Annotated in this window: 22 protein-coding genes and 4 tRNA genes; 24 read left to right on the forward strand and 2 right to left on the reverse strand. The window is 59.0% G+C overall.

Annotated elements, in window-relative coordinates:
• Positions 1-243: 243 nt before the first annotated feature.
• A complete protein-coding gene (locus DWZ15_RS03450; RefSeq protein WP_118449409.1) occupies positions 244-1,515 on the reverse strand; it encodes an AbiH family protein in 1,272 nt (423 codons plus the stop codon).
• A 403-nt stretch (positions 1,516-1,918) separates the two neighbouring features.
• On the opposite strand from DWZ15_RS03450, the gene DWZ15_RS03460 reads away from it, so the two are divergent.
• The 10 genes from DWZ15_RS03460 to DWZ15_RS03505 all read left to right on the forward strand — a co-directional run bounded on the left by DWZ15_RS03460 (position 1,919) and on the right by DWZ15_RS03505 (position 8,819).
• Positions 1,919-3,013 carry a hypothetical protein gene (locus DWZ15_RS03460; RefSeq protein WP_118449411.1) on the forward strand — a complete coding sequence of 365 codons (1,095 nt, stop codon included), beginning with the start codon at positions 1,919-1,921 and terminating at the stop codon, positions 3,011-3,013.
• A 267-nt stretch (positions 3,014-3,280) separates the two neighbouring features.
• Positions 3,281-3,871, forward strand: coding sequence for a hypothetical protein (locus tag DWZ15_RS03465; protein ID WP_118449413.1), 591 nt, complete (start codon positions 3,281-3,283; stop codon positions 3,869-3,871).
• Between the two features lie 23 nt (positions 3,872-3,894).
• The gene (locus DWZ15_RS03470; RefSeq protein ID WP_118449415.1) at positions 3,895-4,437 is read left to right on the forward strand and encodes a hypothetical protein; all 543 of its coding nucleotides are present in this window, start codon (positions 3,895-3,897) and stop codon (positions 4,435-4,437) included.
• A complete protein-coding gene (locus DWZ15_RS03475; RefSeq protein WP_117654745.1) occupies positions 4,437-4,700 on the forward strand; it encodes a hypothetical protein in 264 nt (87 codons plus the stop codon). Before DWZ15_RS03470 ends, DWZ15_RS03475 begins: the two co-directional genes overlap by 1 nt.
• A 3-nt stretch (positions 4,701-4,703) precedes the next feature.
• A complete protein-coding gene (locus tag DWZ15_RS03480; RefSeq protein ID WP_117654746.1) occupies positions 4,704-4,910 on the forward strand; it encodes a nucleotidyltransferase family protein in 207 nt (68 codons plus the stop codon).
• Between the two features lie 79 nt (positions 4,911-4,989).
• Complete coding sequence (locus DWZ15_RS03485; RefSeq protein ID WP_118449418.1) at positions 4,990-5,178, forward strand: hypothetical protein; 189 nt, start codon at positions 4,990-4,992, stop codon at positions 5,176-5,178.
• Between the two features lie 495 nt (positions 5,179-5,673).
• Positions 5,674-6,543 (forward strand): DUF3825 domain-containing protein, encoded by an 870-nt coding sequence (locus DWZ15_RS03490; RefSeq protein WP_158572490.1) that lies wholly within the window; start codon positions 5,674-5,676, stop codon positions 6,541-6,543.
• A gap of 138 nt (positions 6,544-6,681) precedes the next feature.
• Positions 6,682-6,756 (forward strand) — tRNA-Val (locus DWZ15_RS03495).
• 369 nt (positions 6,757-7,125) lie between these two features.
• The gene (locus tag DWZ15_RS03500) at positions 7,126-8,280 is read left to right on the forward strand and encodes a hypothetical protein (RefSeq protein WP_118449422.1); all 1,155 of its coding nucleotides are present in this window, start codon (positions 7,126-7,128) and stop codon (positions 8,278-8,280) included.
• Between the two features lie 466 nt (positions 8,281-8,746).
• Positions 8,747-8,819: transfer RNA gene (locus tag DWZ15_RS03505), tRNA-Ala, on the forward strand.
• A 209-nt stretch (positions 8,820-9,028) separates the two neighbouring features.
• On the opposite strand, the gene DWZ15_RS03510 is transcribed toward DWZ15_RS03505, so the two are convergent.
• Positions 9,029-9,104, reverse strand: a tRNA-Ile gene (locus tag DWZ15_RS03510).
• A gap of 618 nt (positions 9,105-9,722) precedes the next feature.
• On the opposite strand from DWZ15_RS03510, the gene DWZ15_RS03515 reads away from it, so the two are divergent.
• The 14 genes from DWZ15_RS03515 (at position 9,723) to DWZ15_RS03580 (ending at position 22,345) form a co-directional block, all read left to right on the forward strand.
• Positions 9,723-9,795 (forward strand) — tRNA-Ala (locus DWZ15_RS03515).
• A gap of 75 nt (positions 9,796-9,870) precedes the next feature.
• On the forward strand, positions 9,871-11,904 hold the full coding sequence (locus DWZ15_RS03520; RefSeq protein ID WP_117564780.1) for an ABC-F family ATP-binding cassette domain-containing protein: 2,034 nt from the start codon (positions 9,871-9,873) through the stop codon (positions 11,902-11,904).
• On the forward strand, positions 11,891-12,187 hold the full coding sequence (locus tag DWZ15_RS03525; RefSeq protein ID WP_164473297.1) for a hypothetical protein: 297 nt from the start codon (positions 11,891-11,893) through the stop codon (positions 12,185-12,187). Before DWZ15_RS03520 ends, DWZ15_RS03525 begins: the two co-directional genes overlap by 14 nt.
• Before the next feature lie 9 nt (positions 12,188-12,196).
• Positions 12,197-12,880, forward strand: a complete 684-nt coding sequence (locus tag DWZ15_RS03530) for a site-2 protease family protein (RefSeq protein ID WP_117564781.1) — start codon at positions 12,197-12,199, stop codon at positions 12,878-12,880.
• 84 nt (positions 12,881-12,964) lie between these two features.
• Positions 12,965-13,774 (forward strand): ScpA family protein, encoded by an 810-nt coding sequence (locus tag DWZ15_RS03535; protein ID WP_117564782.1) that lies wholly within the window; start codon positions 12,965-12,967, stop codon positions 13,772-13,774.
• 11 nt (positions 13,775-13,785) lie between these two features.
• Entirely contained in the window at positions 13,786-14,514 is a 729-nt protein-coding gene (gene scpB, locus DWZ15_RS03540; RefSeq protein ID WP_118449424.1) for an SMC-Scp complex subunit ScpB, read from the forward strand.
• Positions 14,501-15,475 (forward strand): pseudouridine synthase, encoded by a 975-nt coding sequence (locus tag DWZ15_RS03545; RefSeq protein ID WP_118449426.1) that lies wholly within the window; start codon positions 14,501-14,503, stop codon positions 15,473-15,475. The genes scpB and DWZ15_RS03545 overlap by 14 nt, the downstream gene beginning before the upstream one ends.
• A gap of 66 nt (positions 15,476-15,541) precedes the next feature.
• On the forward strand, positions 15,542-16,228 hold the full coding sequence (cmk, locus tag DWZ15_RS03550) for a (d)CMP kinase (protein ID WP_118449428.1): 687 nt from the start codon (positions 15,542-15,544) through the stop codon (positions 16,226-16,228).
• Positions 16,229-16,231: 3 nt separating this feature from the next.
• Entirely contained in the window at positions 16,232-16,960 is a 729-nt protein-coding gene (locus DWZ15_RS03555; protein WP_117840616.1) for a lysophospholipid acyltransferase family protein, read from the forward strand.
• A gap of 2 nt (positions 16,961-16,962) precedes the next feature.
• Positions 16,963-17,862, forward strand: a complete 900-nt coding sequence (locus DWZ15_RS03560; RefSeq protein ID WP_233505669.1) for a 4-hydroxy-3-methylbut-2-enyl diphosphate reductase — start codon at positions 16,963-16,965, stop codon at positions 17,860-17,862.
• A 2-nt stretch (positions 17,863-17,864) separates the two neighbouring features.
• Positions 17,865-19,307: a DUF512 domain-containing protein gene (locus tag DWZ15_RS03565; RefSeq protein ID WP_117776261.1), complete on the forward strand. Its 1,443-nt coding sequence runs from the start codon at positions 17,865-17,867 to the stop codon at positions 19,305-19,307.
• Between the two features lie 10 nt (positions 19,308-19,317).
• Positions 19,318-20,652, forward strand: a complete 1,335-nt coding sequence (gene der / locus DWZ15_RS03570) for a ribosome biogenesis GTPase Der (RefSeq protein WP_117776260.1) — start codon at positions 19,318-19,320, stop codon at positions 20,650-20,652.
• Complete coding sequence (plsY, locus tag DWZ15_RS03575; RefSeq protein WP_055250144.1) at positions 20,645-21,328, forward strand: glycerol-3-phosphate 1-O-acyltransferase PlsY; 684 nt, start codon at positions 20,645-20,647, stop codon at positions 21,326-21,328. The genes der and plsY overlap by 8 nt, the downstream gene beginning before the upstream one ends.
• A 9-nt stretch (positions 21,329-21,337) precedes the next feature.
• On the forward strand, positions 21,338-22,345 hold the full coding sequence (locus DWZ15_RS03580; RefSeq protein WP_118449430.1) for an NAD(P)H-dependent glycerol-3-phosphate dehydrogenase: 1,008 nt from the start codon (positions 21,338-21,340) through the stop codon (positions 22,343-22,345).
• Positions 22,346-22,358: the final 13 nt, after the last annotated feature.

The following is a 22,358-nucleotide window of genomic DNA, read 5'->3' on the forward strand; positions in this document are numbered from 1 at the left end:
GAATATGTTAAGCGCGGCTAGGGGAGGGGCAAACCTGCGCTGGGTGGGCTTATACTTCCGATACACTCCGTCATTCGTTGTTCTCGCAAAATACAATTACGGTTACCGCTATTGTGGTTCATCACCCCCTGTCATGAGGTAGAGGGTTGCCGCGCGGCTTAAAGCAAGCCTCTTCAAATCCATGCCTCGTTCGGTAAACGCTCAATGGTCGAATTTATTGTCACCCAAGATGATTTAGCGAATCTAATTGGTGCGACGCACGGTATCGGGAAGTAAAGCAACGACTAAACGACCTTCAATTAGCAACTTATGAATCAAATTCGTTCCATGGTCTTTGTTGTCTAGAGTCGCGCCATATGCAGTCAAAAGCGCAATTGCTTTTGACATTGCTTCTTTCTTTGCTTCTTCAACGCCACCGCGATCTCCGGGTTTCTGACCGTGCGGTCTGAAAAAGAAAATTAATTTTGTTTCTCCTTCATATAGATTCACCGCATCAAATATTGCCTGAAAATACGAATAGTCTGCTTTTCCCAAAGAGTGACCGTAGAACTTTATGACGCGCGTGCCGTGCCCATAGATGCTTGTTTTGGTGGGCACATCAACGATTTTTCCGATATCTGGCGGATTTAATGCCATAACTCGATACGTTTTTGTAAAGGGCACAACGAGCTCGTTGTTCATTATGCGAGAGCCATCAATACCAAAAACTATTTCACCGCCTAGTCTCCCGTGAACATTGACGTAGTTAATCACATGTTCCTTCGAGTGGAAATCCTTTGCGGCCCGAGTGTAATTAAAGCTAAGGATACTTTCCTGAACGTCATACTCTTCTTCACTCGGTCGCTCATATACCATCAGCTCAATCATGAGTTTTGATGCGCGATCTTTATAGTCGTCCGACTTCGAAACTGCCCCCTGAAGGTATTTCGCAAACTCTTCTTCAAGAATATGAAGGTCCTTCATGGTTATATCCAGTAGAAGGCTACTGGTCCAAGTCCCCCAGTAATTAGGAAAGCGCCTGTACAGCTGAAACGCAACCACTTCTTCAACGTTTTTTGGATCATAAACAGTCGGGTTGTAATTGATCAGTATGTTTAAGCACTTCGCAAAGAGCGTGCCTTCTGATAATGGTTCAATGCCGTCGGGTGCCATCCAATTTGAGATAGCACCTTCTATGTCGCACCAATTGGCGTTTGGCATGCCTGCAAGAATGGCATCCCATATAGTGAGGGTGTACCTTCGAGTTTCGTCGTTTTCGCATTCATTGATTTCTTTATTGCGAGCATTAATGTAGTCGCTGAAGCCCGAGGGCAGCCCACACTCTAAGTCGAATCCGTTGCCAACAATAATTAGCTGATGCCAATTGGGTCGGAGATCTGGTTGCTCTGCATAAACACCTGCCAATGAACGTGACTGGTGATTGAAATCGGGCGGTTCAATTTCAGGGAGATGTAATTGTTGATTAATAGCGGATAGGTCAATTTTTGGCAGCGTGCGCGTCGTGATGTCTTCCACTTGTTATCTCCTAATGCCATAACTATTCAACGTTGTTTTAGTCGTCAAAACCTTAATCATCGTAATGCAATTAAGGCCGCCATCTCATTCCGTAATAGTCGTGACCCAACAGAATAGTGCCCGATGGCCGCCGGAATCCATCTTATGACAATGGAGACAGACATCGAACACCTCGAGCACTGCAGCCAGAATGTTATGAAATACGCAAATGGTGAGGCCGCGCCAGCGGTGTTCCTAAGGCGCCCTCCTTTCACCGACTGGCAAAACGATTTACACCTAATTTCAGGCATTTCTCACTGCGTTTTTCCTTGGCAGTTGTCTGATCTCGCTAAACTAATAGCTACTGCTACCAGGGCATTTTCTGGTGCACATTCTATTGGCTCCTGCGAAGATCGGAGCGGGTATGTTTGCTGCCGAGTCCTACACCAGCCGCCATTACATTGCGATTGTTGCCATGGCCTGCCTATGCGTTTTGCTGGGCGGGCCTTCTTATGCCGCGGGCGCGGAGAGCCTCATCATCGCGGGCGCGACGTACTACGAGCCGGGCGTGTCGGGCCCCGGCTGGACCTGGACCGATGCTGACCACCTGGAGCTTAACGGCTACGCGGGCGAGGCCATCGGCGCCGAGGGCGACCTGGTGCTGACGCTTGCCGGGCAAAACTCCGTGACGGAGTCGCATGCGCCCGATGCGGACATCACGCTGTGCGGCATGGAGGTGTGGGGCAACCTGACGCTTCGCGGCACCGGGACCCTGACGGCGACGGGCTCGCAGTGCGGGATCCACGTTTCGCGGGCGCCCGTGGTGGACGGCTGCTCCGTAGATGCCCGGGCGGACGGGGCCGATATTGCGGACGAGGCGGTAGCCGGCGTGATCGCCGGCGACATGGCCGTGCGCGGCGGCGGGCGCGTCTTTGCCGCTGGCGCCGGGTCCGGAGTGGGCGTGCGTGCCTATGGCGTGTATCTGCAGGATGCGGGCCTTGGCGCTGGCGCGGCCGGCTGTCGGCTTTCCGTCGATGCCTCGTGGCTTGATGCGGCCGGTGCCGATGGCGGCGTTGCGTGCCTGGGCGGGTCGCTTGTGTCAGCGCGGTTTGTGACGCCTGCTGGTGGGGCTTTTGGTGCTAGCGGCATGGTGGACGCCTCCGGTGCGGTGGCACCGCATGTGGTGGTTGAGCCCGATGTCGCCACGCCTCCGGCGGGGGAGACCGACGGGGTCGATGTACCTGGCGATAGCGCGGACAAGTCTCCCGCCGATGTAAGCCCCGCTGCTGGAGAGCCCACCACAGGGCCCACGGCAAATCCCTCGCTGAAGCCCGCGGCCACGACAACCAAGACAACAAAGACGGCAACCAAGACCACAGTCGCCAAAGCTTCCAAGCCCAAGGCTGCCACCGCAACAACTGCGGCGCTCCCCAAGGCCGGCGACAACAACTGGATCGCTGCGTCCGTAGCGCTTTTCCTGCTGGGGACATTGCTCCTGACTGCCGCATATCGCTGCTAGGGCCCAGTTTAAGCGAGACCAGGGGAGTGGTTAATGCAGCTATTGCAGAAGTATATAGCCTTCTACTAAATCAATTTCTTAGAGATTGGTGCCGTATCAGCTATTGCTGCGACGGCACTATTTTGTTTAGCTCGACTGCCTCTCGATCTGCTACCGATGTTGAGCCTTACACTCCATCTGCCAGAGCGATAAGATAATTGCAATCCAAATGCTGCCGTTTATAAAGCTTCATTTGGACCCAATTGCCTACATCACTGGAGACCAACCATGGGAAACTACTATCAAATTAAAACCGTCGCTTTGGCCCCTCCAAGAAGGCAAATTCAGGCAGGAAAGGTCATTTGCGTTAGCGGGCTTATTTTTACCCTTGGCAGCCCATTTATAGCTTGGCTGCTCAGCGTTGGCGTAAATCGAGTGCCGTCTTTCCCCTTGATATTTTTCGGCTTATTCTTGTTTTTGGACGGTCTCCTAATTATCTTGATCGCTTCGAAGCAGCAAGAAGCACTTCTTAAACTACGCCAATCCCTCCTAGAAGATGATCCACAAATCGTCGCAAGCGCCGAAGAGTTTATGGCTCAGCGAAAGGCCCTGACACAGCAAGGCGAAATTACTGGCATCTTCATTGTCCATAATGCAACCAAGGATCTGTACTACGTAGGCCAAAGCACAAAGGCAATTGATCGGGCGGCCATACAGTTTCTCGGTAGGGGAAATTGCGATGTGTATGCCGACTACAAGTACGGTGACTCATTCAACATACGAATAATCCCGCTGTCGGGAAGCGGCTACGAAAGTCTCAATGAGCTAAAACGCGCAGCGATACAAGCGCTCGAAACTGCTGGCGAGGAGCTTTATTAACGGCGAATGTTAGGATAAATGATATGGCAAACTCAAATAACACAGGCAACAACAAGGAATTAACGCCGTCCGTCGAAGAAACGCTTCTTAACGAATCCGGCTCGATTGCCAGGGTCAAATCGTTCTCGTGGATCTGGTTTATCAATAAGGAACGAATCCACGACATAGATCCCGTCCAATGCGGCAAATGGATGCTCTTCTTCTCTCCATTCAAAACCGCCCTCATGGACGACATTGTCGGAACCGCAGTTCTTGATGGCGTCGTCGTAGAGGCCAAATACTCGAATCCCGAAACGCTCATCGCGGCGGGCTCGAAACAAGGTGTCTGCTGCTTTTACCTAAACGGTATCGATAGAGAAAGCCATAAGAGGGTACTGAGCTACATGCTGGAAAACGGGCTAGTCAGGAGGACAAAGAGCGGCAAGCTGTATAACATTTCGTTCAAGTTCGACTCTGAGACCTATGCGGGAAAGTACAAGGGGAGCGGCTTCTCCGGAAAGATAAAGCTCGCGGACTTCGTAGACCTGGAGACGGGAGAGTTTATCTTGGACAGCGGGGCGGATTAATGAACTCTGCTTATGCTAGGGATGACGGGACCGTTCGCGTAGCCGTCGAGCGTCCGGTTGACCTTGGCTTTGACCATGCGGAATGCTTCTTGCCTGCGGTTAATTGGTTCAATGTCGAATGTTTTTCTACTGACGATCTGGATTTTTTGACCGAGTTCGTTAGATCAAACGCTCCGTTTATCTTCGAGCTAGCAGAACGGCAAAAAGCCGGATCGGCGGTTTCGGCGCTGGCCCCTGACGTTCTACTGTTGAACAGCAAATAACCCATGATTTCGCCTACCGACATATCCACCGCCGCCTCCCGCGTGCTTGCTCAATACGACGTCAGCAAAGCATATTTATTTGGCTTCTTTGCCCGAGGCGAGCAAACGCCTGATAGCGATATTGACTTGCGCCTAGTCTGCGGCAACACCATGACGTTCGGCACGCTGTACGAACTCTCCCATGAGCTCGAGAAGGAACTTAGACGATAGGTTGATATCGTCACCAACCCTCCAGAGCACATGCGCCCGGCTTTCCGCAAAAACATCGAACGGGAAGAGGTACGCCTTTATGTCTCAACATAAACGAAACGATGAGTTTACGGATGCAACCATACAGCCCTATCCGCCCAAAGAGCCTAACGCCGAAAGCCTACAGGCCATCCGCGAAGGGGATGCGTTCTTTGCCAGTGAAGAACCAGGCCGTTTCGACAACTCCGCCGACCTTATCAATGCGGCTCTAAATGCCCCTGAAATGTGAGAAAATTCATTCACCGAAGAGACAGTCGTCTTGGAGGTGCCAGATCGGCGAGGTACGTACCTCGCCATTTTTGACAACGACGGATATTGGCACTATCCCGCTTCCTGGCATAGCCCGAGGGCTGACGAGCGCGACCGTGTGACTTCTGGGTATGCCTTGCAGCTCTTCCCATTCATTTGTATGCTTGACTTTGATTTTGGTCGTAAGGCGCGACCAACGGAATCAAAAGAAAGCCTACCGGGAAGATCTTGGTCGCAGAGCACGACCAACGCAATCAAAACAATGCTCGCGGAGAAGGCGCCTTCAGTCGCATTGATTGGAGGCGCCTCTAATACCAAGAGATATCTACTCTGCCGGAGAGCCAGGAGCAAAGGTGGCGGTCGAACGCGCCTGATAACGGGTATCGCTCTAACGAAACCAGTACTACGCTTGGATCCAGGGTCTCGTTTCCAGAAGCCGCTCCCGCGACAAGCTCGTCAAAGAGCTAAGGCGCAATTGCGTTGTGCGTGCCGGCGACCCGTCGCGCGTATAGAATCTAAGCATCCGCACAACAGCAATGAAATTGATTGGACGCCACATGGAGATCCCCAACACCTGTGCAGCAATGTATACGACTTTGCGTTTTGCCCCGAGCCCTGCTACGACCGCCTAGTCGACCTCACCGATCCCGAGGACTGGGGTCCCAGTAACCGCATCCTCAAAAACTACCTGTTGTTCTCGTTTAGTCGCGCGGTGTTCCTGACCGAGCGCGACGTGGACCAGACCGCGCCGTCCAACCTGCCGTTGGTGTTCGACGACGATCGCTGCCTATTCAACACAGGCCTGTACACGCGCCGTTACGAGACCATCTACGGTCTGTTTGAGCCCAACACCAAGCCCGATGCGCGCCAGCGCTGGTTTTTGAAGGGTTTCTTTAAGGAAAGCGATCCCATGCTGGTCTCGTTTGAATACCTGCCGTGCCACGTGCGCTTTGCCGAGGACCCCTCCGAGCTGGTCTTTGACTACCGCCTGCCCATCCGTTCCAACATCGACCACATTCTGGGCGACGAGGAGAACCTCACGCGTATTCCCGCCAGCCTGATGGGGGAGGGCAACTCGCTGCTGCTGCGCCGCGCCTTTGAGGGAGCCGTCGTCGAGGCCGCCCGCCGCGCCGCCGCCAATTACACGCTCGCCGTGCCGCAGTTCTACGGCGGTCGGATCCAACTGCTGCTGCCGCTGTGCCTAACCGGCGACAAGCCCGAACTGGCGCTGACCATCCAGCGCGAGGACGGCTTCTACGCCGCGCGCACCTGCCTCACGCTCGACATGGCCTATAACAATGCTCGACTTATCTGCCGTCCCGAGACCTCGTGGATTAAGCGATAAAGGGTGGCTTAACTGCGGTTTTGCCGATTGCCTTGGTTGTTTTGGCTTGGCTAGCACCCACGAATTTAAAATCGAGGGCAAAAAGTTCTTGGTAAACCGCGCGCGGCTATGTTAGTATCTCTTTTGCCGAAAGGCGACGGGCGATTGGCTCAGGGGTAGAGCATATCCTTCACACGGATGGGGTCACAAGTTCGAATCTTGTATCGCCCACCATCTAAAGCACAGGTCAGAGGTGTTAAGCCTCTGACCTTTTTCTTTTTGACACCAAAATTGAAGCGAAGTTACCTAAGGCGTTATATGTTACGCAGTTCACCTTAGGTGTCGTCATTGCGCGTTTTGCAAAATGCGTCTGCGTTCATTCATTGAATTCCCTGCGTAATCTATGTGCAATTGTGGAGACAGAGACCGCTGGCTCACAGCTTGTACCAGCGCGTTCATGCCTATGGCGGCTTTTCAACGGATTGCGTCAAGCTTTTGGTCAGCGTTTGGTCAGCTTCCGGTACTTACCCGCATGATGCCCCGGTAGATAATCGTCCACGACCACAACCGCACGGTCTACGGCCGATACCAGGGGAGGCGCAAATGGACGAAATCGTCTGCGCAAACACCGCATTCCGCTATTGGCGCTGCCCACCGCAGGTGCGCGACCTCTACCCGCGCCTACCCAACTCCGAAGAAGGCTGGCGAGCTCTATCCCAAGCCCCTTTCGTAACCGACGTCCTCAAGACCCCAGTCATCACAGCAGCATCAACTCGAAGCAACCTACATTCCGAGACAAGACGGACCATCCGATGGAACAGCGCCTATACAGAGAAGGTCTCGATCGACACGGGCATGGGCTTTAGCGTCACAGACCCTCTTCATACGCTATTCACCATGACTCGAAGCGTTTCTTCATGCGACCTGGTTCTGGCCATGTACGAGCTCTGCGGATGGTTTTCGGTTTATAAACCATCGCCCGCGGTCGACATGGCACTTGAGCAAGCAAAATCAGAAGAAGAGCAGTACACCACAGAAAGTCTTTTTGAACTAGATGAAACCCAAGACGAGGCCCCATGGAAGCGAGTCTATGCTCGGGCGAGCCAGAAGGACAGCGAGAATGATCAAAGTGGGCAGCAGAATGACGGATCCGGAAATAAAGCAAACGGAAAAGGCACATCGCTCTGGATGAGAAAGCCTCTTATTGAAATAGAAGAACTGCACAAATTTGCAGCGAAGGTTAAGGGCGAGATGTGGGGAAAACAATTCTACGAAGCCGCACGGCAGGTAATGGGTATTGCGGCATCCCCGCTAGAAGTTGCTGGAATCATGTTGCTAAGTCTTCCGAGGCGTACTGGCGGAGCGGAGTTTAAAAACATATACGTCAACGACTTAACACCGCTGTCGAATTCAGCTCGAAAAATCGCAGGTCAGAAAATCTGTTACGGCGATATCGTCATCGTAAACCCAATAAAAATGAAGGCTGTGATTATCGAACTTCAAGGAGAGGTTATCCATGGATCGGGCGCTGTGCTTGACCACGATGCCTCTCGAATGACAGCATTGCAAAGCATGGGATACGACGTATTTCTTGTAACTCATGACATGCTCAATGATCACGAACAGCTTGATGCCATCATTCACAGTGTGTGTAAGCGATTGGAGTTGCGCTACAAGCCAAAAACCGAGGGGATGAGATGTGCTGAGACCAGATTGCGCGCAAACGTTCTGTGCAATTGGCTTGGTATTGGTAAGTAATAATGGCCTAGTGAGCATTTTTAATACTTTATATGCTGCCAGTAATTAAGTCCCATTTTAAAACAATGCCGGTTTACTACGTTGGATTGAGGGTGGCTGAACACACCGAATTCGCCGCTCGTAAAACCGCAGGTAGATTGCCTGCCCGTTTTGCGAAAGCAGGCGTGAGGTCGGAAATCCGGGAATCGTCGTAGTAAACCGGTCCGTTTATGAAGCGACCAGCTGGCGCGAGCTGCGCACGATTCAGTAAATTGACCCGAAGGCGCGGAGAGGGGCTCAGACGAAACCCTCCCGCGGAAGCACCGCGGATTGCTTTGTTCTGGCCGGCGGCACCTGGGGCGCGCCCCGCGGGCTATTTCGGGCATCGTGTGTCTCTTCGTCCTCGTGCCTGTTCCACGCGCCGCAGAATATTTCCAAAATTGTCCTTGCATCGGCGGGGGAGTTCCCGTATAGTACTTCTTCGCACGGGGGCGTAGCTCAGCTGGGAGAGCGCTTGACTGGCAGTCAAGATGTCAGGGGTTCGATCCCCCTCGTCTCCACCCGAGCATTGAATGAGGCTCCAACGCAAGTTGGGGCCTTTTTTCATATTAATCGATTTCCACATCTGTTGGCTGGGCAGCATCTTGGCTACATATCCATTGTTAATCATGAATATGAATGTTAATAACTTTACGTCTGTGGATGGCAAAGCTAGTCCGCAGCACCAATAACAAAGAGGCCAGGCGTAACGCCCGGCCTTAAAACTCTCTGGTGGGCCCTCCGGGATTCGAACCCAGAACCCAGGGATTATGAGTCCCCTGCGCTAACCGTTGCGCCAAGAGCCCTTATGAACAGTGAATGCAATTCTAACAAAGGCAACTCAGACCTAATTTCTTCGCTTCACGACGTGAAATACTACCATGCACGAGCAAGTCGCACAACGCAAGATCAAGCCCGATGCTAATCAACAGCAATTCTAGGCGCGTCGCAGAAAAGACGCGATCTAAAAAATTTAAGGCCTTTAATTCAGGGCTCCAACACACTTTTGCGTGAAATCAACCTGATGCCATTTCAAAACCATGCCGGTTTACTACGACGAATCGGCGACCCCCGAGCACCGTGTGTTCTCCGTTTGCAAAACCGCAGGTAGGTAGCCCGCCGGTTGCACGAAAAGGCGTGCGTGGTTGGACATTCCTGATTTATCGTAGTAAACCGGCATGGTTCTGAGGCGCTGGGGAGGGGCGCTTCGCAATCGGACCCGATAATGGGACTGGCGGCGCACGGAAAACCCTGTTGAACGGGGCGCGTCGTGTTCCACGCGCCAAGTCGGCCGGCGTACGGGCTGTGCGGGGGCCAGGCGCCCCGCGGGCTGGCGCGGTCCCGTGCGCGCCGACACTCGCGAAAATTTTTCCAAAAATGTCCTTGCATCGTGGTCCGAGTTCCCGTATAGTACTTCTTCGCACGGGGGCGTAGCTCAGCTGGGAGAGCGCTTGACTGGCAGTCAAGAGGTCAGGGGTTCGATCCCCCTCGTCTCCACCCGAGCATTGAATGAGGCTCCAACGCAAGTTGGGGCCTTTTTTCATATTGGCACACAAGGTCAAAGGCGGCACCATGATCCTCCTGGTCGACAAGATCGAAAAAAGCTTCGGCGCACGCGTCCTCTTTAGCGGCGCGTCCTTCCAGATCAACCCCGGCGAGCGCTTCGCGCTCGTGGGCCCCAACGGCGCTGGCAAAACCACCATGCTCAAAATCATCATGGGCATCGACAGTCCCGACTCCGGCCAGGTCCAGTACGCAAAGGACTGCCAGGTGGGCTACCTAGAGCAGGAAACTAATCTGGAACAAAAGGACACCACCATCCTCGCCGAGGTCATGGCCGCCGCCAAGGAAATCCGCCGCATGGGCGAGCGCGCTAACGAGCTGCAGGCCCAAATCACCGAGCTCTCCGAGCAGGGCAAGGACGTCGACGCACTCCTCAACGAGTACGGCCAGGTCCAGGACCGCTTTGAGCACCTGGGCGGCTACGAGCTCGAGAGCAACGCCCGCAAGATCCTGTCCGGCCTGGGCTTTAAGGTCACCGACTTTGAGCGCCCGTGCTCCGAGTTCTCGGGCGGCTGGCAGATGCGCATCGCGCTCGCCAAGCTCTTCCTGCGCCATCCCGACCTGCTGCTTCTGGACGAGCCCACCAACCACCTGGACCTCGAAAGCGTCCAGTGGCTGCGTGGCTTTATCGCCAACTACGACGGCGCCGTCCTCATCGTCAGCCACGACCGCGCCTTTATGGACGCCTGCGTCGACCACGTCGCCGCGCTCGAAAACCGTCGCGTGACCACTTACACCGGCAACTACAGCAGCTACCTCAAGCAGCGCGAGGACAACCTTGAGCAGATGCGCGCCAAGCGCGCCGCCCAGGAGCGCGACATCGCCCACATGCAGGTCTTCGTCGACAAGTTCCGCTACAAGCCCACCAAGGCCGCCCAGGCCCAGGAGCGCATCCGCAAGATCGAGCAGATCAAAAAGGAGCTTGTCATCCTACCCGAGGGCCACAAGCACATCGACTTTAAGTTCCCCGACCCGCCGCGCTCCGGCGACATGGTCGTGGGCCTGGAGGGCGTCTCCAAGTCCTACGGCAACAAGCACATCTACAGCGACATCGACCTCAAGCTCTACCGCGGCGAGCACGTGGCGCTCGTCGGCCCCAACGGCGCCGGCAAGTCCACGCTCATGAAGATCATCGCCGGACTGGAGCCGCCCACCACCGGCACCCGCGACCTGGGCACCAACGTGGGCGTGGCCTATTACGCCCAGCACGCGCTCGAGGGCATGACCGAGTCCAACACCGTCCTGCAAGAGATCGACACCGTCACGCCCAAGTGGACCGTGCCGCAGCAGCGCAGCCTACTGGGCGCCTTCCTGTTTAGCGACAACGATTCCATCGAAAAGCAGGTGCGCGTCCTTTCCGGCGGTGAAAAGGCGCGCTTGGCCCTGGCTAAGATGCTCGTGGCCCCCGAGGCACTTCTGTGCCTGGACGAGCCCACCAACCACCTAGACATCGACTCGGTGGACATGCTCGAGAACGCCCTGCAAAACTTCCCCGGCACCATCGTGCTGATCAGCCACGACGAGCACCTGGTGCGCGCCGTGGCCAACCGCGTCATCGACATCCGCGACGGACAAGTCACGGTCTACGACGGCGACTACGACTACTACCTCTACAAGCGCGAGGACCTCGCAGCCCGCGCCGCCGCCGAGGCGTCCACGGAGAGCGCGCCGGCCACGACCAAGTCCGCCAAGGCCAGCGCCGCCCAGGCCGACACCCCCGTCGCCGCCCCCAAGCCTGCCGAGGGCAAAAAGACCAAGGAGCAAAAGCGCGCCGAGGCCCAAGCCCGCGCTGCGCTCAACAAAAAGCTCAAGGGCGTGCGTAACCAGCTCAAGAAGATCGAGACGGAGCTCGACAAAAAGCGCGCCCGCTATGACGAGCTTATGGAATTGATGGCGAGCGAAGAGCTTTATGCCGATCAAGACAAGTTCAACGCCGCGCTGGGGGAATATAACGGCCTTAAGCAAGAGCTACCCAAGCTCGAGGACGAATGGCTGGAGCTTTCCACCCAGATCGAAGAGGAGACCGCGCGTGAACTCTCGTAAGGCCGCTGCCGTGGCGATGAGCATCATCGCCATCGCCTGTCGCATCTGCGGCATCTTTATGAGCGCGATGACCGTGCTGCTGTGCTTTAGCGGCCTCACCGCCAAGTTGCAGATTGTGGGCTTCGTCGTCGAGCTTTCGCGCGCACTGCCGAGCGCCATCGCCGGCTACGGCGTCATCACATCGCCCTTTGGCGGCGTGTTCCGCTTGGATTACGCCATCGTGGCCGTCATCCTGTTTGTGGCCGACTACCTGCTCACGCGCGCCTCGCGTCGCGTCCGCTAGGGGAGCGCCATGTCCAGCAGCTACCTCATGAACCTGCTAGCCAGCGCCGTCGCCGTCATCGTGGGCATCGTGATCCACGAGAGCGCACACGCCGCCGCGGCCTGGGCACTCGGCGATAAGACGGCCCGTTCGCGCGGACGCGTCTCACTCAACCCGCTCAACCATATCGACCCGTTTGGCACCATCATCCTGCCGCTGCTCATGCTTGCCGCCGGCGGCCCGGTGTTCGCCTTCGCCAAACCCGTGCCCGTGTACCTCAACAACCTCAAACACCCCAAGCGTGATGAGGTCCTGGTGAGCGCAGCCGGCCCCGCATCGAATATCGCGCTCGCATGCCTGGCCGCAGCCCTCATGCACGCTGCATACGGCAACCTCTACGCCAGCATGTCCTTTGCCGTGGCGACGCAAATCATGAACTTCGGCGCCACCTTTATCGTGGTCAACCTGTCGCTTGCGTTCTTTAACCTCATTCCGATTCCGCCGCTTGACGGCTCGTCGATTATCGTGCCGTTCCTCAAAGGCAAGGCGCTCTCCACCTACTACCAGCTGCAGCGATACGCCATGCCCATACTCATCATTGTGCTGTATCTGCTGCCCATGTGGACTGGCATCGACGTGATCGGCCGCTATTTCGACGTTACCGTGTATCCGTTGGCCGAGTGGCTGCTCAACTTCGCAATCGCCGGCATCTAAGGTAAACTTACAGGTCGACCGTGCAAAACGGTCGCAACATGCACCCAAACCGCGCCGCGAAGGCGCCGTCAAAGGAGGTCGAAGATGTCGTATCGCGTGTCGACGCAGGTCTACAGCGGACCGTTCGACCTGCTGCTGCAGCTGGTAACCCGCCAAAAAGTTGATATCGGCGCCATCTCGATCAGCGAGGTGGCCGAGCAATACCTGGCCGAGGCCGAGCGTATCGAGGCGCTGGACCTGGACGTGGCGAGCGACTTTTTGCTGGTCGCGGCAACTCTTTTGGACATTAAGGCAGCCTCGCTGGTACCCCAGGAGGCCCCGCGCAAGACAGGCGACGGTGACGAGGACGACGAAGACCTCGAGGAACTCAGTGCGCTCGACGGCGACGCCCTGCGCGAAGTCCTGATCCAGCGCCTGATTGCCTACAAGCAGTTTAAAGGCGCGGCGGCAGCCCTTGGCGCGCGGATGCAGGCCGAGAGCCGCATGCATCCGCGCGTGGCCGGCCCCGACCCCGAATTCCTTGGCCTTATGCCCGACTACCTGGCCGGCATTACCCTGCGCGGCCTCGCCGTCATCTGCGCCGACCTGGACGGCAAGCGCCAGACTTTCCTGCTGGAAGCCGAGCACGTGGCACCGCATCGCGTGCCGCTCGACCTGACGGTGGCCTCGGTCGATCGCTTTACCATGGCTCACCAAACCTGCACCTTCCGCGAGCTGTTGGACGGCGATGCCACCACCGAACAGCTTGTCGTCACCTTCCTGGCCATGCTCGAGCTCGCCAAGCGCGGCTCGCTTACCCTGAGCCAGGACGAAATCTTTGGAACCATTCAAATCAATCGCGTCGAGGGCGCCGAGGCATACGTGCCCGGCGAGGGCCCCGAGCTCACCGAATAGGAGCGGCAACCATGTCAACCCTTTCCACGCTGGAGGCAAACAGCCTCAAAGGCGCCTTGGAGGCGCTGCTGCTGGTGTCGAGCGACCCCGTGAGTGCGCCCGCGCTGGCAAGTGCACTGGATATCGCCCCGGGCGAGTGCGCATCGCTGCTCGCCGAGCTCAAAGTTGAGTACGAGGAGGCTAACCGCGGTTTTCAGCTGCGCGAGGTCGCCGGTGGTTGGCGCTTGTTTACGCACCCCGCCTACCACGATGTGGTAGAGGCCTATGTGCTGAGCTGGGACACGCAAAAGCTGTCGCAGGCGGCGCTCGAGACCTTGGCCGTTATCGCCTACCACCAGCCAGTCACGCGCGAGGTGGTCAAGGGCATCCGCGGCGTCAACTCCGACGGCGTCATTGCGTCGCTCGTGGACAAGGGCCTGGTGCGCGAGCTCGGCCGCGACCCCGAGCGCGGTCAGGCCATCATCTACGGCACGACCAACGCCTTCTTGGAAAAGTTCGGTCTGCGCTCCACCCGCGACCTGCCCGATCTGGAGCAGTTTGCCCCCGACGAGCAGTCGCGCCAGTTTATCCGCGAGCGCCTGAGCGGCCGCAGCATTCAGACCACGCTCGAGGAGCAGGCCGAGGACCTAGACGAAGAGCACGAACTGCTCGATACCGATGTTGAAGATGTTGAGGCAGTCGAGGACTTGGAGACCCTGGTCGTTGACGAGACCTCGGAGGATATGCATGACGAGGACTAACGAAGTAGGGGAGACGCGCGGCGCGGCCGGCACGGGCACGGTGCCGCCCGCAACCGACGTCCAGCCCGTCTACCCGCACACCATGCGGCTACAGCGCTTTTTGGCGCGCGCGGGCGTGGCGAGCCGCCGCAGCTCGGAGGACCTAATGACCGCCGGCCGCGTGACCGTCAACGGCGAGGTCGCAACTGAGCTGGGCACCAAGGTTGACGTTGACCGCGACCATATCGAGCTTGACGGCATGCCCGTCAAGCTCAACCAGGGCGCCGTGTACCTGATGCTCTACAAGCCGACCGGCTACCTCACTACCATGAGCGACCCGCAGGAGCGCCCTTGCGTGGCCGACCTGGTCCCCCGCGACCGCTTTCCGGGACTTTTCCCGGTGGGCCGCCTGGACCGCGACACCACAGGCCTTTTGCTCTTTACCACCGACGGCGACCTGTCGCAGGACCTGCTGCACCCCAGCAAGCATGTCTATAAGACCTACCAGGCACTCGTTGACGGCCAGCTGTCCGACCGCGATCTAGACCCACTCCGCCGTGGCATCGAGCTCGACGACGGCCTGTGCCAGCCGGCGATCTGCCGCGTCATCAACGCGCGCGAGGCCGTGGCCGTGGCTCCACAAGGCGTCAAGCCCGGCACCACCGCCGTGGAGGTCATCATTCGCGAGGGCCGCAAGAACCAGGTCAAGCGCATGCTGGGCAAGATTCACCATCCGGTAATCCGTCTGCATCGCTGCAACTTTGCCGGCCTTGAGCTCGAGGGCGTGGCCAAGGGCTCGTGGCGCGAGCTCACCGACCGCGAGGTGCAGATCCTCAAAAGCGGCGGCATCCCGCTCAAGCAGGCGAGCGCCAAGCGCAACGGCGGCAAGCCCCAAGACACCCCCGCCAGCCGCACGCGTCACCACGGCAGCCACGGCTCCGCACCCAAGCGCAACACCTACCGCGAGCGTTACACGGGCTAGGCAACCCGCCGCGCCCCAACGCCCGCGAACCATACCAGCACGTCACCCATCGAAAGGAAGCATTGCATGATCGTCGCCATCGACGGCCCCGCCGGTTCCGGCAAGTCCACCATCGCAAAGGAGATTGCCCGTCAGCTTGGCTTTAACAAGCTCGACACGGGCGCCATGTATCGCGCCGTCACCTTCGCCGCGCTCGACCGCGGCATCGACCTGGACGACGAGGCAGCCATCGATGCCCTCGCCGAGCAGATCGAAATCCGCTTTACCAACGGTACCGGCGAGGACACGCGCCTGACCATCGACGGCGCGGACGCATCGGCCGCCATTCGTACCCCGCAGGTTGACGCCAACGTGTCCAAGGTCTCGGCCTACCCGGGCGTGCGCGCCGCCATGCTCATCCATCAGCGCCGTGTCGCAGAGGACCGCGATATCGTGGCCGAGGGTCGCGACATCGGAACCGTCGTGTTCCCTAACGCGCAGGTCAAAATCTTCCTGACTGCCGACCCGCGTGAGCGCGCCCGCCGCCGCGTGCTGCAGCGCCACCAAAACGATGCCCAGCCGCTCACGTCCGCGCAACTCGAGACCGAGGTCGACGAGACCCTCGACGCCCTCAAGCAGCGCGATAAGCTCGACAGCAGCCGCGAGGTCGCGCCGCTCGTTCCCGCCGAGGACGCGGTACATGTCGACTCCACCGCCCACACCATCGACGAGGTCGTCTCGATCATCGAGGACCTCATCAACCAAAGGAGGTAGCCCATGCGCCTGTTTAAGCAGACGCCCGAGGATTACTACAACGCCCCCTACGCCGAGTTCCCGGCGCTCATCCGCGGCACCGTCGCCGTGGTCATGGGCATCCTGTGGGTCTTCTCCAAGCTCATGTGGCGTTGGAAGGTCGAGGACAGCGACCTGCTGTTTGAGCGCCAGGAAGGCCGCGGCAGCGTGGTCATCTGCAACCACACATCGATGGCCGAGCTCCTAGCTGTGGAGACGGCGCTGTTCTTTGGCGGCCGCCGCATTCGCCCCATTTTTAAGTCCGAGTTTGCGAAGAGCAAGATCGTGCGCTGGGCCTTTAGCCGCGTGGGCGGCATTCCCGTCGAGCGCGGCACCGCCGACATGAAGTGCCTGCGTGCCGCCCAGCATGCGCTGCAGCGCGGTGAGGACGTCCTGATCTTCCCCGAGGGTACGCGCATCCGCTCGCGCGAGATCAAGCCCGAAGTCCACGGCGGCTTTGCGCTCATCGCCCAGATGGGTAAGGCACCCGTCAACCCGCTCGCCATCTGCGGCTGGTCCGATATTACGCCTGCGGGCAAAAAGATCATGCGCCCCAAAAAGTGCTGGATCCGCGCCGGCAAGTTAATTTCGCTTTCCGACGCGCCTGTCGAGCTCAAGCGCAAGGAGCGCCTAGCCTGGTTTGAGTCCGAAGCCATGAGTCGCGTCTACGCCATGCGTGATGACCTGTGCGCCGAGCACCCGGGCAGGTTCTAGCCATGGACGAGGAAGTCATGAACACCGCCGAGGCTGTGCCCGGCAAGGCAGACGCCCCCACTATCGAAATCGCTGCCCACGCCGGCACCTGCTACGGCGTACAGCGTGCGCTCGATATGGCGCTGGCCGCTGCGCCGCAGGCAGGGGAGTGCACTCAGGTCCATACCTTGGGTCCGCTCATCCATAACCCGATCGTGGTACGCGAGCTCGCCGAGGCAGGCGTCGGTCTGGCCGACACCTTGGACGACGCCACGTCGGGCACTGTGATCATCCGCGCCCACGGCGTGGTGCCGCAGGTCATTGATGCCGCTCGCGAGCGTGGCCTTAACGTCGTCGACGCCACCTGCCCCTACGTGAAGAAGGTCCACGTGGCGGCCGAGCGCCTGGTGCGCGAGGGCTACCGCGTGATCGTCGTGGGCGAGCCGGGCCACCCCGAAGTCGAGGGCATCCTGGGCCACGCCGGCGATGACGCGCAGGTCGTGAGCTGCGCTGCCGATGCGGACGCGCTGTCGCTCAAGGGTAAAGTGGGCTTGGTTGTGCAGACCACCCAGACTGCGCAGAACTTGGCCGAGGTCGTGGCTGCTATCACCCCGCGCGTGCAGGAGCTGCGCGTGATCAACACCATCTGCGCCGCCACGAGTGAGCGTCAACAGGCAGCAGCCACACTTGCCAACCGCTGCGACTGCATGGTCATCGTGGGCGGCAAGAACTCGGGCAACACCCGCCGCCTGGCGCAGATTTGCGCAGACGCCTGCGAGCGCACGTATCACATCGAGGAAGCTTCTGAGCTCCAAGCCGCGTGGTTTACCGACGCTCACCACATCGGCATCACCGCCGGAGCCTCCACCCCGCAAGAACACATCGAGCGCGCCGTCGAGCGCATCAAGGAGCTTTGCCGCTAACCATGGACCAGACCGTACCCGCATACGCCGCCGAGGTGGCCGATTACGGGCGCAGCCGCGACCCCGAGCCGGGTGAGGGCGCGCTCGTAAAGAACGTGCGTCCCGAATCGCCCGCGTGGGATGTGGGTATCGAGCCGGGCATGCGCGTGCTCACGGTCAACGGTGAGGCGCTCACCGACATGATCGTGTGGCTCTGGGAGGCCGACGATGATACCGTCGACCTCGAGGTTTTCGACCCGCGCGACGGCACCGTCACCCCCGTCGAGCTCGACCGCTTTCCCGGCGAGGATTGGGGTTTGGAGTTCGATGGCCCCATCTTCGACGGCATGCGTACCTGCGTCAACGCCTGCGTGTTCTGCTTTATGACCATGCTCCCCAAGGGCGGCCGCTCCACGCTCTATATTCGCGACGACGACTATCGCCTAAGCTTTTTGCAAGGCAACTTTGTCACGCTTACGAACCTCACCGACGAGGACGTGCAAAACGTCATCCAGCGCAACATGAGTCCCATGAACGTGTCGGTCCACGCTGTGAGCCCCGACGTCCGCCGTCGTATGATGGGCCGTAACGCCCAGCGAGGCATGGACGTACTCGAGACCATCATGGCCGCCGGCATCGAGATTCACGCGCAGATCGTGTTGTGCCCCGGCATGAACGACGGCGAGGAGCTGGAAAAGACCCTGCGCTTTTGCGAGGAGCACGAGCAAATCACAAGCCTGGGCATTGTGCCGCTCGGTTTTACCAAACACCAAAACCGCTTTAGCTGGTCATACAGCGACAAGCCCGAACTGGCGCGCGAGACCATTGCCATGATCCGACCGTTCCAGGACCGCGCCTATGAGCGCTTTGGCCGCCACACCTTCCAGATGAGCGACGAGTTCTATCTGGACGCCGGCATCGATCCTCCAGAGGCAGACTTTTACGACGGTTACCCGCAGTACTACGACGGCATCGGCATGATCCGCTCGTATCTAGACGAGACCGACGACGTGCTTGCCGCCTATACCGAGCGTCTGGCCCGCGTCCGCGAGGCCATCGCCGCCCGCAGCCAGCATCTGCTGTGCCTCTCGGGCGCCAGCGCACGCGACACGGTGGCCCGCTTTGTGGAGTCGCCCCAGGGACTCGCCGGCACTGTCACGGCCATCAAGAACCGCTACTTTGGCGGCAACGTGGACGTGACCGGCCTCATCGTCGCGTGTGACATCTTGGAGCAGCTGCCCCAAGATCTGTCGGGGGTTATGCTCTTTGTGCCTAAGCTCATGTTCAACGCTGACGGCATGACGCTTGACGAGTATCATCGTGACGATTTACTCGCAAGCCTTACCAGTCGCGGCGCCGAGGTTCATGTGGTGTCAACCATGCCGCATGAGCTGCTCGATACCCTGGAGCATATCCTTGGCATTGTGCCTGCCGACTCTAACACTTCCACTGAACCTACCCATTAAAGGAGAGCAGATGAAACCTATCGTCGCCGTCGTCGGACGCCCCAACGTGGGCAAATCCACGCTCGTTAACCGCCTGGCCCAGACCTCGGACGCCATCGTCCACGAGTCTCGCGGCGTCACGCGCGACCGCTCGTATCACACGGCCGATTGGAACGGCCGCGAGTTCACCATCGTCGACACGGGCGGTATCGAGCCGCTCAAGAGCGACGACGTCTTTGCCACGTCCATCCGCGACCAGGCGCTCGCCGCCGCCGAGGAAGCCGCAGTCATCCTGTTTGTAGTCGATGGCCGCACCGGCGTCACCGAAGAGGACGAGTCGGTCGCCCGCATGCTCAAGCGCTGCGACAAGCCGGTCTTTCTGCTGGTGAACAAGCTCGACAACCCCGATCGCGAAAACGACAGCATCTGGGAGTTCTATTCGCTCGGTATCGGCGAGCCCACGCCGCTCTCGGCCCTGCATGGCCATGGCACGGGCGACCTGCTCGACGATATCGTGGCCCTGCTTCCCGAGGAAGAAGACGAGGTCGCCGATGAGTTCCCCGACGCGCTGAACGTGGCCATCATCGGCCGCCCCAACGCCGGCAAGTCGTCGCTGTTCAACCGCATCCTGGGCGCCGACCGTTCTATCGTGTCCAACATTGCCGGCACGACGCGCGACGCCATCGACACTGTCGTCGAGCGTAACGGCAAGCACTACCGCATGGTCGACACCGCGGGCATTCGCAAGAAGAGCACCGTGTACGAGAACATCGAGTACTACTCCATGGTCCGCGGCCTGCGCGCCATCGACCGCGCCGACGTGGCGCTGCTCGTCGTCGACGCCTCCGTGGGCGTTACCGAGCAGGACCAGAAGGTCATGGGTCTTGCCATCGAGCGCGGCTGCGCCATCGTTGTGCTGCTCAACAAGTGGGATCTGCTCGACGACGACCGTAAGCGCGAGGCCTGCATGGAGACCATCGACCGCCGTCTGGGCGTCATGGCTCCCTGGGCCCAGTACCTGCGCATCTCTGCTCTCACCGGCCGCAGCGTCGAGAAGATCTGGGCGATGGTAGACGCCGCCGAAAAGACGCGCTCGCAGAAGATTAGCACCTCGCGCCTCAACGCGTTCCTCACCGACCTGCGCGAGTTCGGTCATACCGTGGTGGACGGCAAGCGCCGCCTGCGCATGCACTACGTGACCCAGACGGGCGTCAACCCGCCGACGTTCACGTTCTTCGTCAACCACAGTGACCTGGTCAACGACACCTACCAGCGCTACGTGGAGAACCGCATGCGCTCGACCTTCGACTTTGCCGGCACGCCCATTCGACTCTTCTTTAGGAAGAAGGAGCAAAAGGATGCATAATCCGATTCTGCTGACCGCCATCTGCGCCGTGGTCTCGTTCTTTATCGGAGCGATTCCGTTTGGCCTGATCTTGGGCCGCGTGTTTAACCACACCGACATTCGCAAGGCGGGCTCCGGTAACATCGGCACCACCAACGCCCTGCGCGTAGCCGGCCCCAAGGTGGCCGCGCTCACGCTGCTGCTCGACTGCCTTAAGGGCGCCATCTGCGTTGTCATCGCCCGTCCGTTCATCGCGAGCGTGGGCTATGGATTTCCACCGAACATCATGGCGCCCGGAGCCCCCGGCGACTGGATGCTCGGTGTCATTTGCCTGGCAGCCGTGTGGGGCCATATCTTCTCGCCCTATCTCAACTTCCACGGCGGCAAGGGTATCGCAGTTGGTCTGGGTGTCATCCTCGCCTGGTACTGGCCTATTGGCCTGTCGCTGCTGGGCATGTTTATCGTAGCCGTCGCCATCACCAAGTATGTGTCAGTGGGTTCGCTTGCCGCGGCCATCGGACTTCCTATCGCTGCTTGCGCGGTCTTTCCGTACAGCAGCCTGGGCCTCAAGTTCTGCATGGCGATGATCGGCATCACCGTGGTGTGGGCCCATCGCTCGAATATCCAAAAGCTCATGGCCGGTAAGGAGTCCAAGCTCTCGTTTACCAAGCGCGTCACCGAGCCCGACGATAAGTAGGAGAGAGTCATGAATGTTGCGCTGATTGGCTCCGGCTCCTGGGGAACCGCCGTCGCCGGCCTCGCCGCCGAGCGAGCCGAGCGCGTGACCATGTGGGCCCACAGTGAGCAGACGGCCACCGGCATCAATGCCGAGCACCGCAATCCCCGGTATCTGGTGGACTACGAGCTGCCCGGCAACGTTGTCGCCGCCACGGACCTGTCGCAGGCGCTCGACGGCGCCGAGGCCATCATCTTTGCCGTGCCCTCCACGCACCTGCGCAGCGTATGCCATCAGGCAGCACCCTTCATCGCCGCCGACACCCCGGCACTCTGCCTCACCAAGGGTATTGAGCCCGAATCCGGCCTGCTTATGAGTGAGGTAATCGCCAGTGAGATCGGCAACGAGTCGCGTGTCGCGGCGCTCTCGGGCCCCAACCATGCCGAGGAGATCTGCCGCGGCGGGCTTTCTGCCGCCGTCATCGCCAGCAATGATCCACAGGTAGGGGAGACCTTTAAGGACCTGCTCCTATCCACGGCCTTCCGCATCTACCTGTCGCAGGACATGACCGGCGTCGAGGTTTGCGGCGCCATGAAAAATGTCATCGCCATCGTGTGCGGCATTTCCGCCGGTTCTGGTGCGGGCGACAACACGCTTGCCCTTATCATGACGCGCGGCCTGGCCGAGATCAGCCGTCTGGTGCACGCCCGCGGCGGTCAAGCCATGACCTGCATGGGTCTTGCCGGCATGGGTGACCTCATTGCCACCTGCACCTCCGAGCATTCGCGCAACCGCACCTTTGGCTACGAGTTTGCCCACGGCGTCTCGCTCGACGAGTACCAGGCACGTACGCATATGGTGGTCGAGGGCGCCGTCGCGGCCCGCAGCGTCAGTGAGCTTGCCCGTTCACTGGGCGTAGACATTCCGCTCACCTTTGCCGTGGAGCAAACGCTCTACAACGGTGTTACGTTGGATAGGGCGCTCGAGATTCTTACCGACCGCGTACCCTCCCAAGAGTTCTACGGACTCACCGACTAGCGCAGAAAGGCTA

Origin of the sequence: Collinsella sp. AF29-7AC, assembly GCF_003475665.1 — a bacterium.
Classification (GTDB): domain Bacteria; phylum Actinomycetota; class Coriobacteriia; order Coriobacteriales; family Coriobacteriaceae; genus Collinsella.

Coding starts and splice junctions, on each gene's coding strand:
- DWZ15_RS03545 (WP_118449426.1), top strand. CDS start 14,501: ATGACGAGGACTAACGAAGTAGGGGAGACGCGCGGCGCGGCCGGCACG.
- DWZ15_RS03530 (WP_117564781.1), top strand. CDS start 12,197: ATGTCCAGCAGCTACCTCATGAACCTGCTAGCCAGCGCCGTCGCCGTC.
- DWZ15_RS03460 (WP_118449411.1), top strand. CDS start 1,919: ATGTTTGCTGCCGAGTCCTACACCAGCCGCCATTACATTGCGATTGTT.
- DWZ15_RS03485 (WP_118449418.1), top strand. CDS start 4,990: ATGTCTCAACATAAACGAAACGATGAGTTTACGGATGCAACCATACAG.
- DWZ15_RS03475 (WP_117654745.1), top strand. CDS start 4,437: ATGAACTCTGCTTATGCTAGGGATGACGGGACCGTTCGCGTAGCCGTC.
- DWZ15_RS03500 (WP_118449422.1), top strand. CDS start 7,126: ATGGACGAAATCGTCTGCGCAAACACCGCATTCCGCTATTGGCGCTGC.
- cmk (WP_118449428.1), top strand. CDS start 15,542: ATGATCGTCGCCATCGACGGCCCCGCCGGTTCCGGCAAGTCCACCATC.
- der (WP_117776260.1), top strand. CDS start 19,318: ATGAAACCTATCGTCGCCGTCGTCGGACGCCCCAACGTGGGCAAATCC.
- DWZ15_RS03560 (WP_233505669.1), top strand. CDS start 16,963: ATGGACGAGGAAGTCATGAACACCGCCGAGGCTGTGCCCGGCAAGGCA.
- DWZ15_RS03555 (WP_117840616.1), top strand. CDS start 16,232: ATGCGCCTGTTTAAGCAGACGCCCGAGGATTACTACAACGCCCCCTAC.
- DWZ15_RS03565 (WP_117776261.1), top strand. CDS start 17,865: ATGGACCAGACCGTACCCGCATACGCCGCCGAGGTGGCCGATTACGGG.
- DWZ15_RS03520 (WP_117564780.1), top strand. CDS start 9,871: ATGATCCTCCTGGTCGACAAGATCGAAAAAAGCTTCGGCGCACGCGTC.
- scpB (WP_118449424.1), top strand. CDS start 13,786: ATGTCAACCCTTTCCACGCTGGAGGCAAACAGCCTCAAAGGCGCCTTG.
- DWZ15_RS03580 (WP_118449430.1), top strand. CDS start 21,338: ATGAATGTTGCGCTGATTGGCTCCGGCTCCTGGGGAACCGCCGTCGCC.
- plsY (WP_055250144.1), top strand. CDS start 20,645: ATGCATAATCCGATTCTGCTGACCGCCATCTGCGCCGTGGTCTCGTTC.
- DWZ15_RS03480 (WP_117654746.1), top strand. CDS start 4,704: ATGATTTCGCCTACCGACATATCCACCGCCGCCTCCCGCGTGCTTGCT.
- DWZ15_RS03470 (WP_118449415.1), top strand. CDS start 3,895: ATGGCAAACTCAAATAACACAGGCAACAACAAGGAATTAACGCCGTCC.
- DWZ15_RS03465 (WP_118449413.1), top strand. CDS start 3,281: ATGGGAAACTACTATCAAATTAAAACCGTCGCTTTGGCCCCTCCAAGA.
- DWZ15_RS03535 (WP_117564782.1), top strand. CDS start 12,965: ATGTCGTATCGCGTGTCGACGCAGGTCTACAGCGGACCGTTCGACCTG.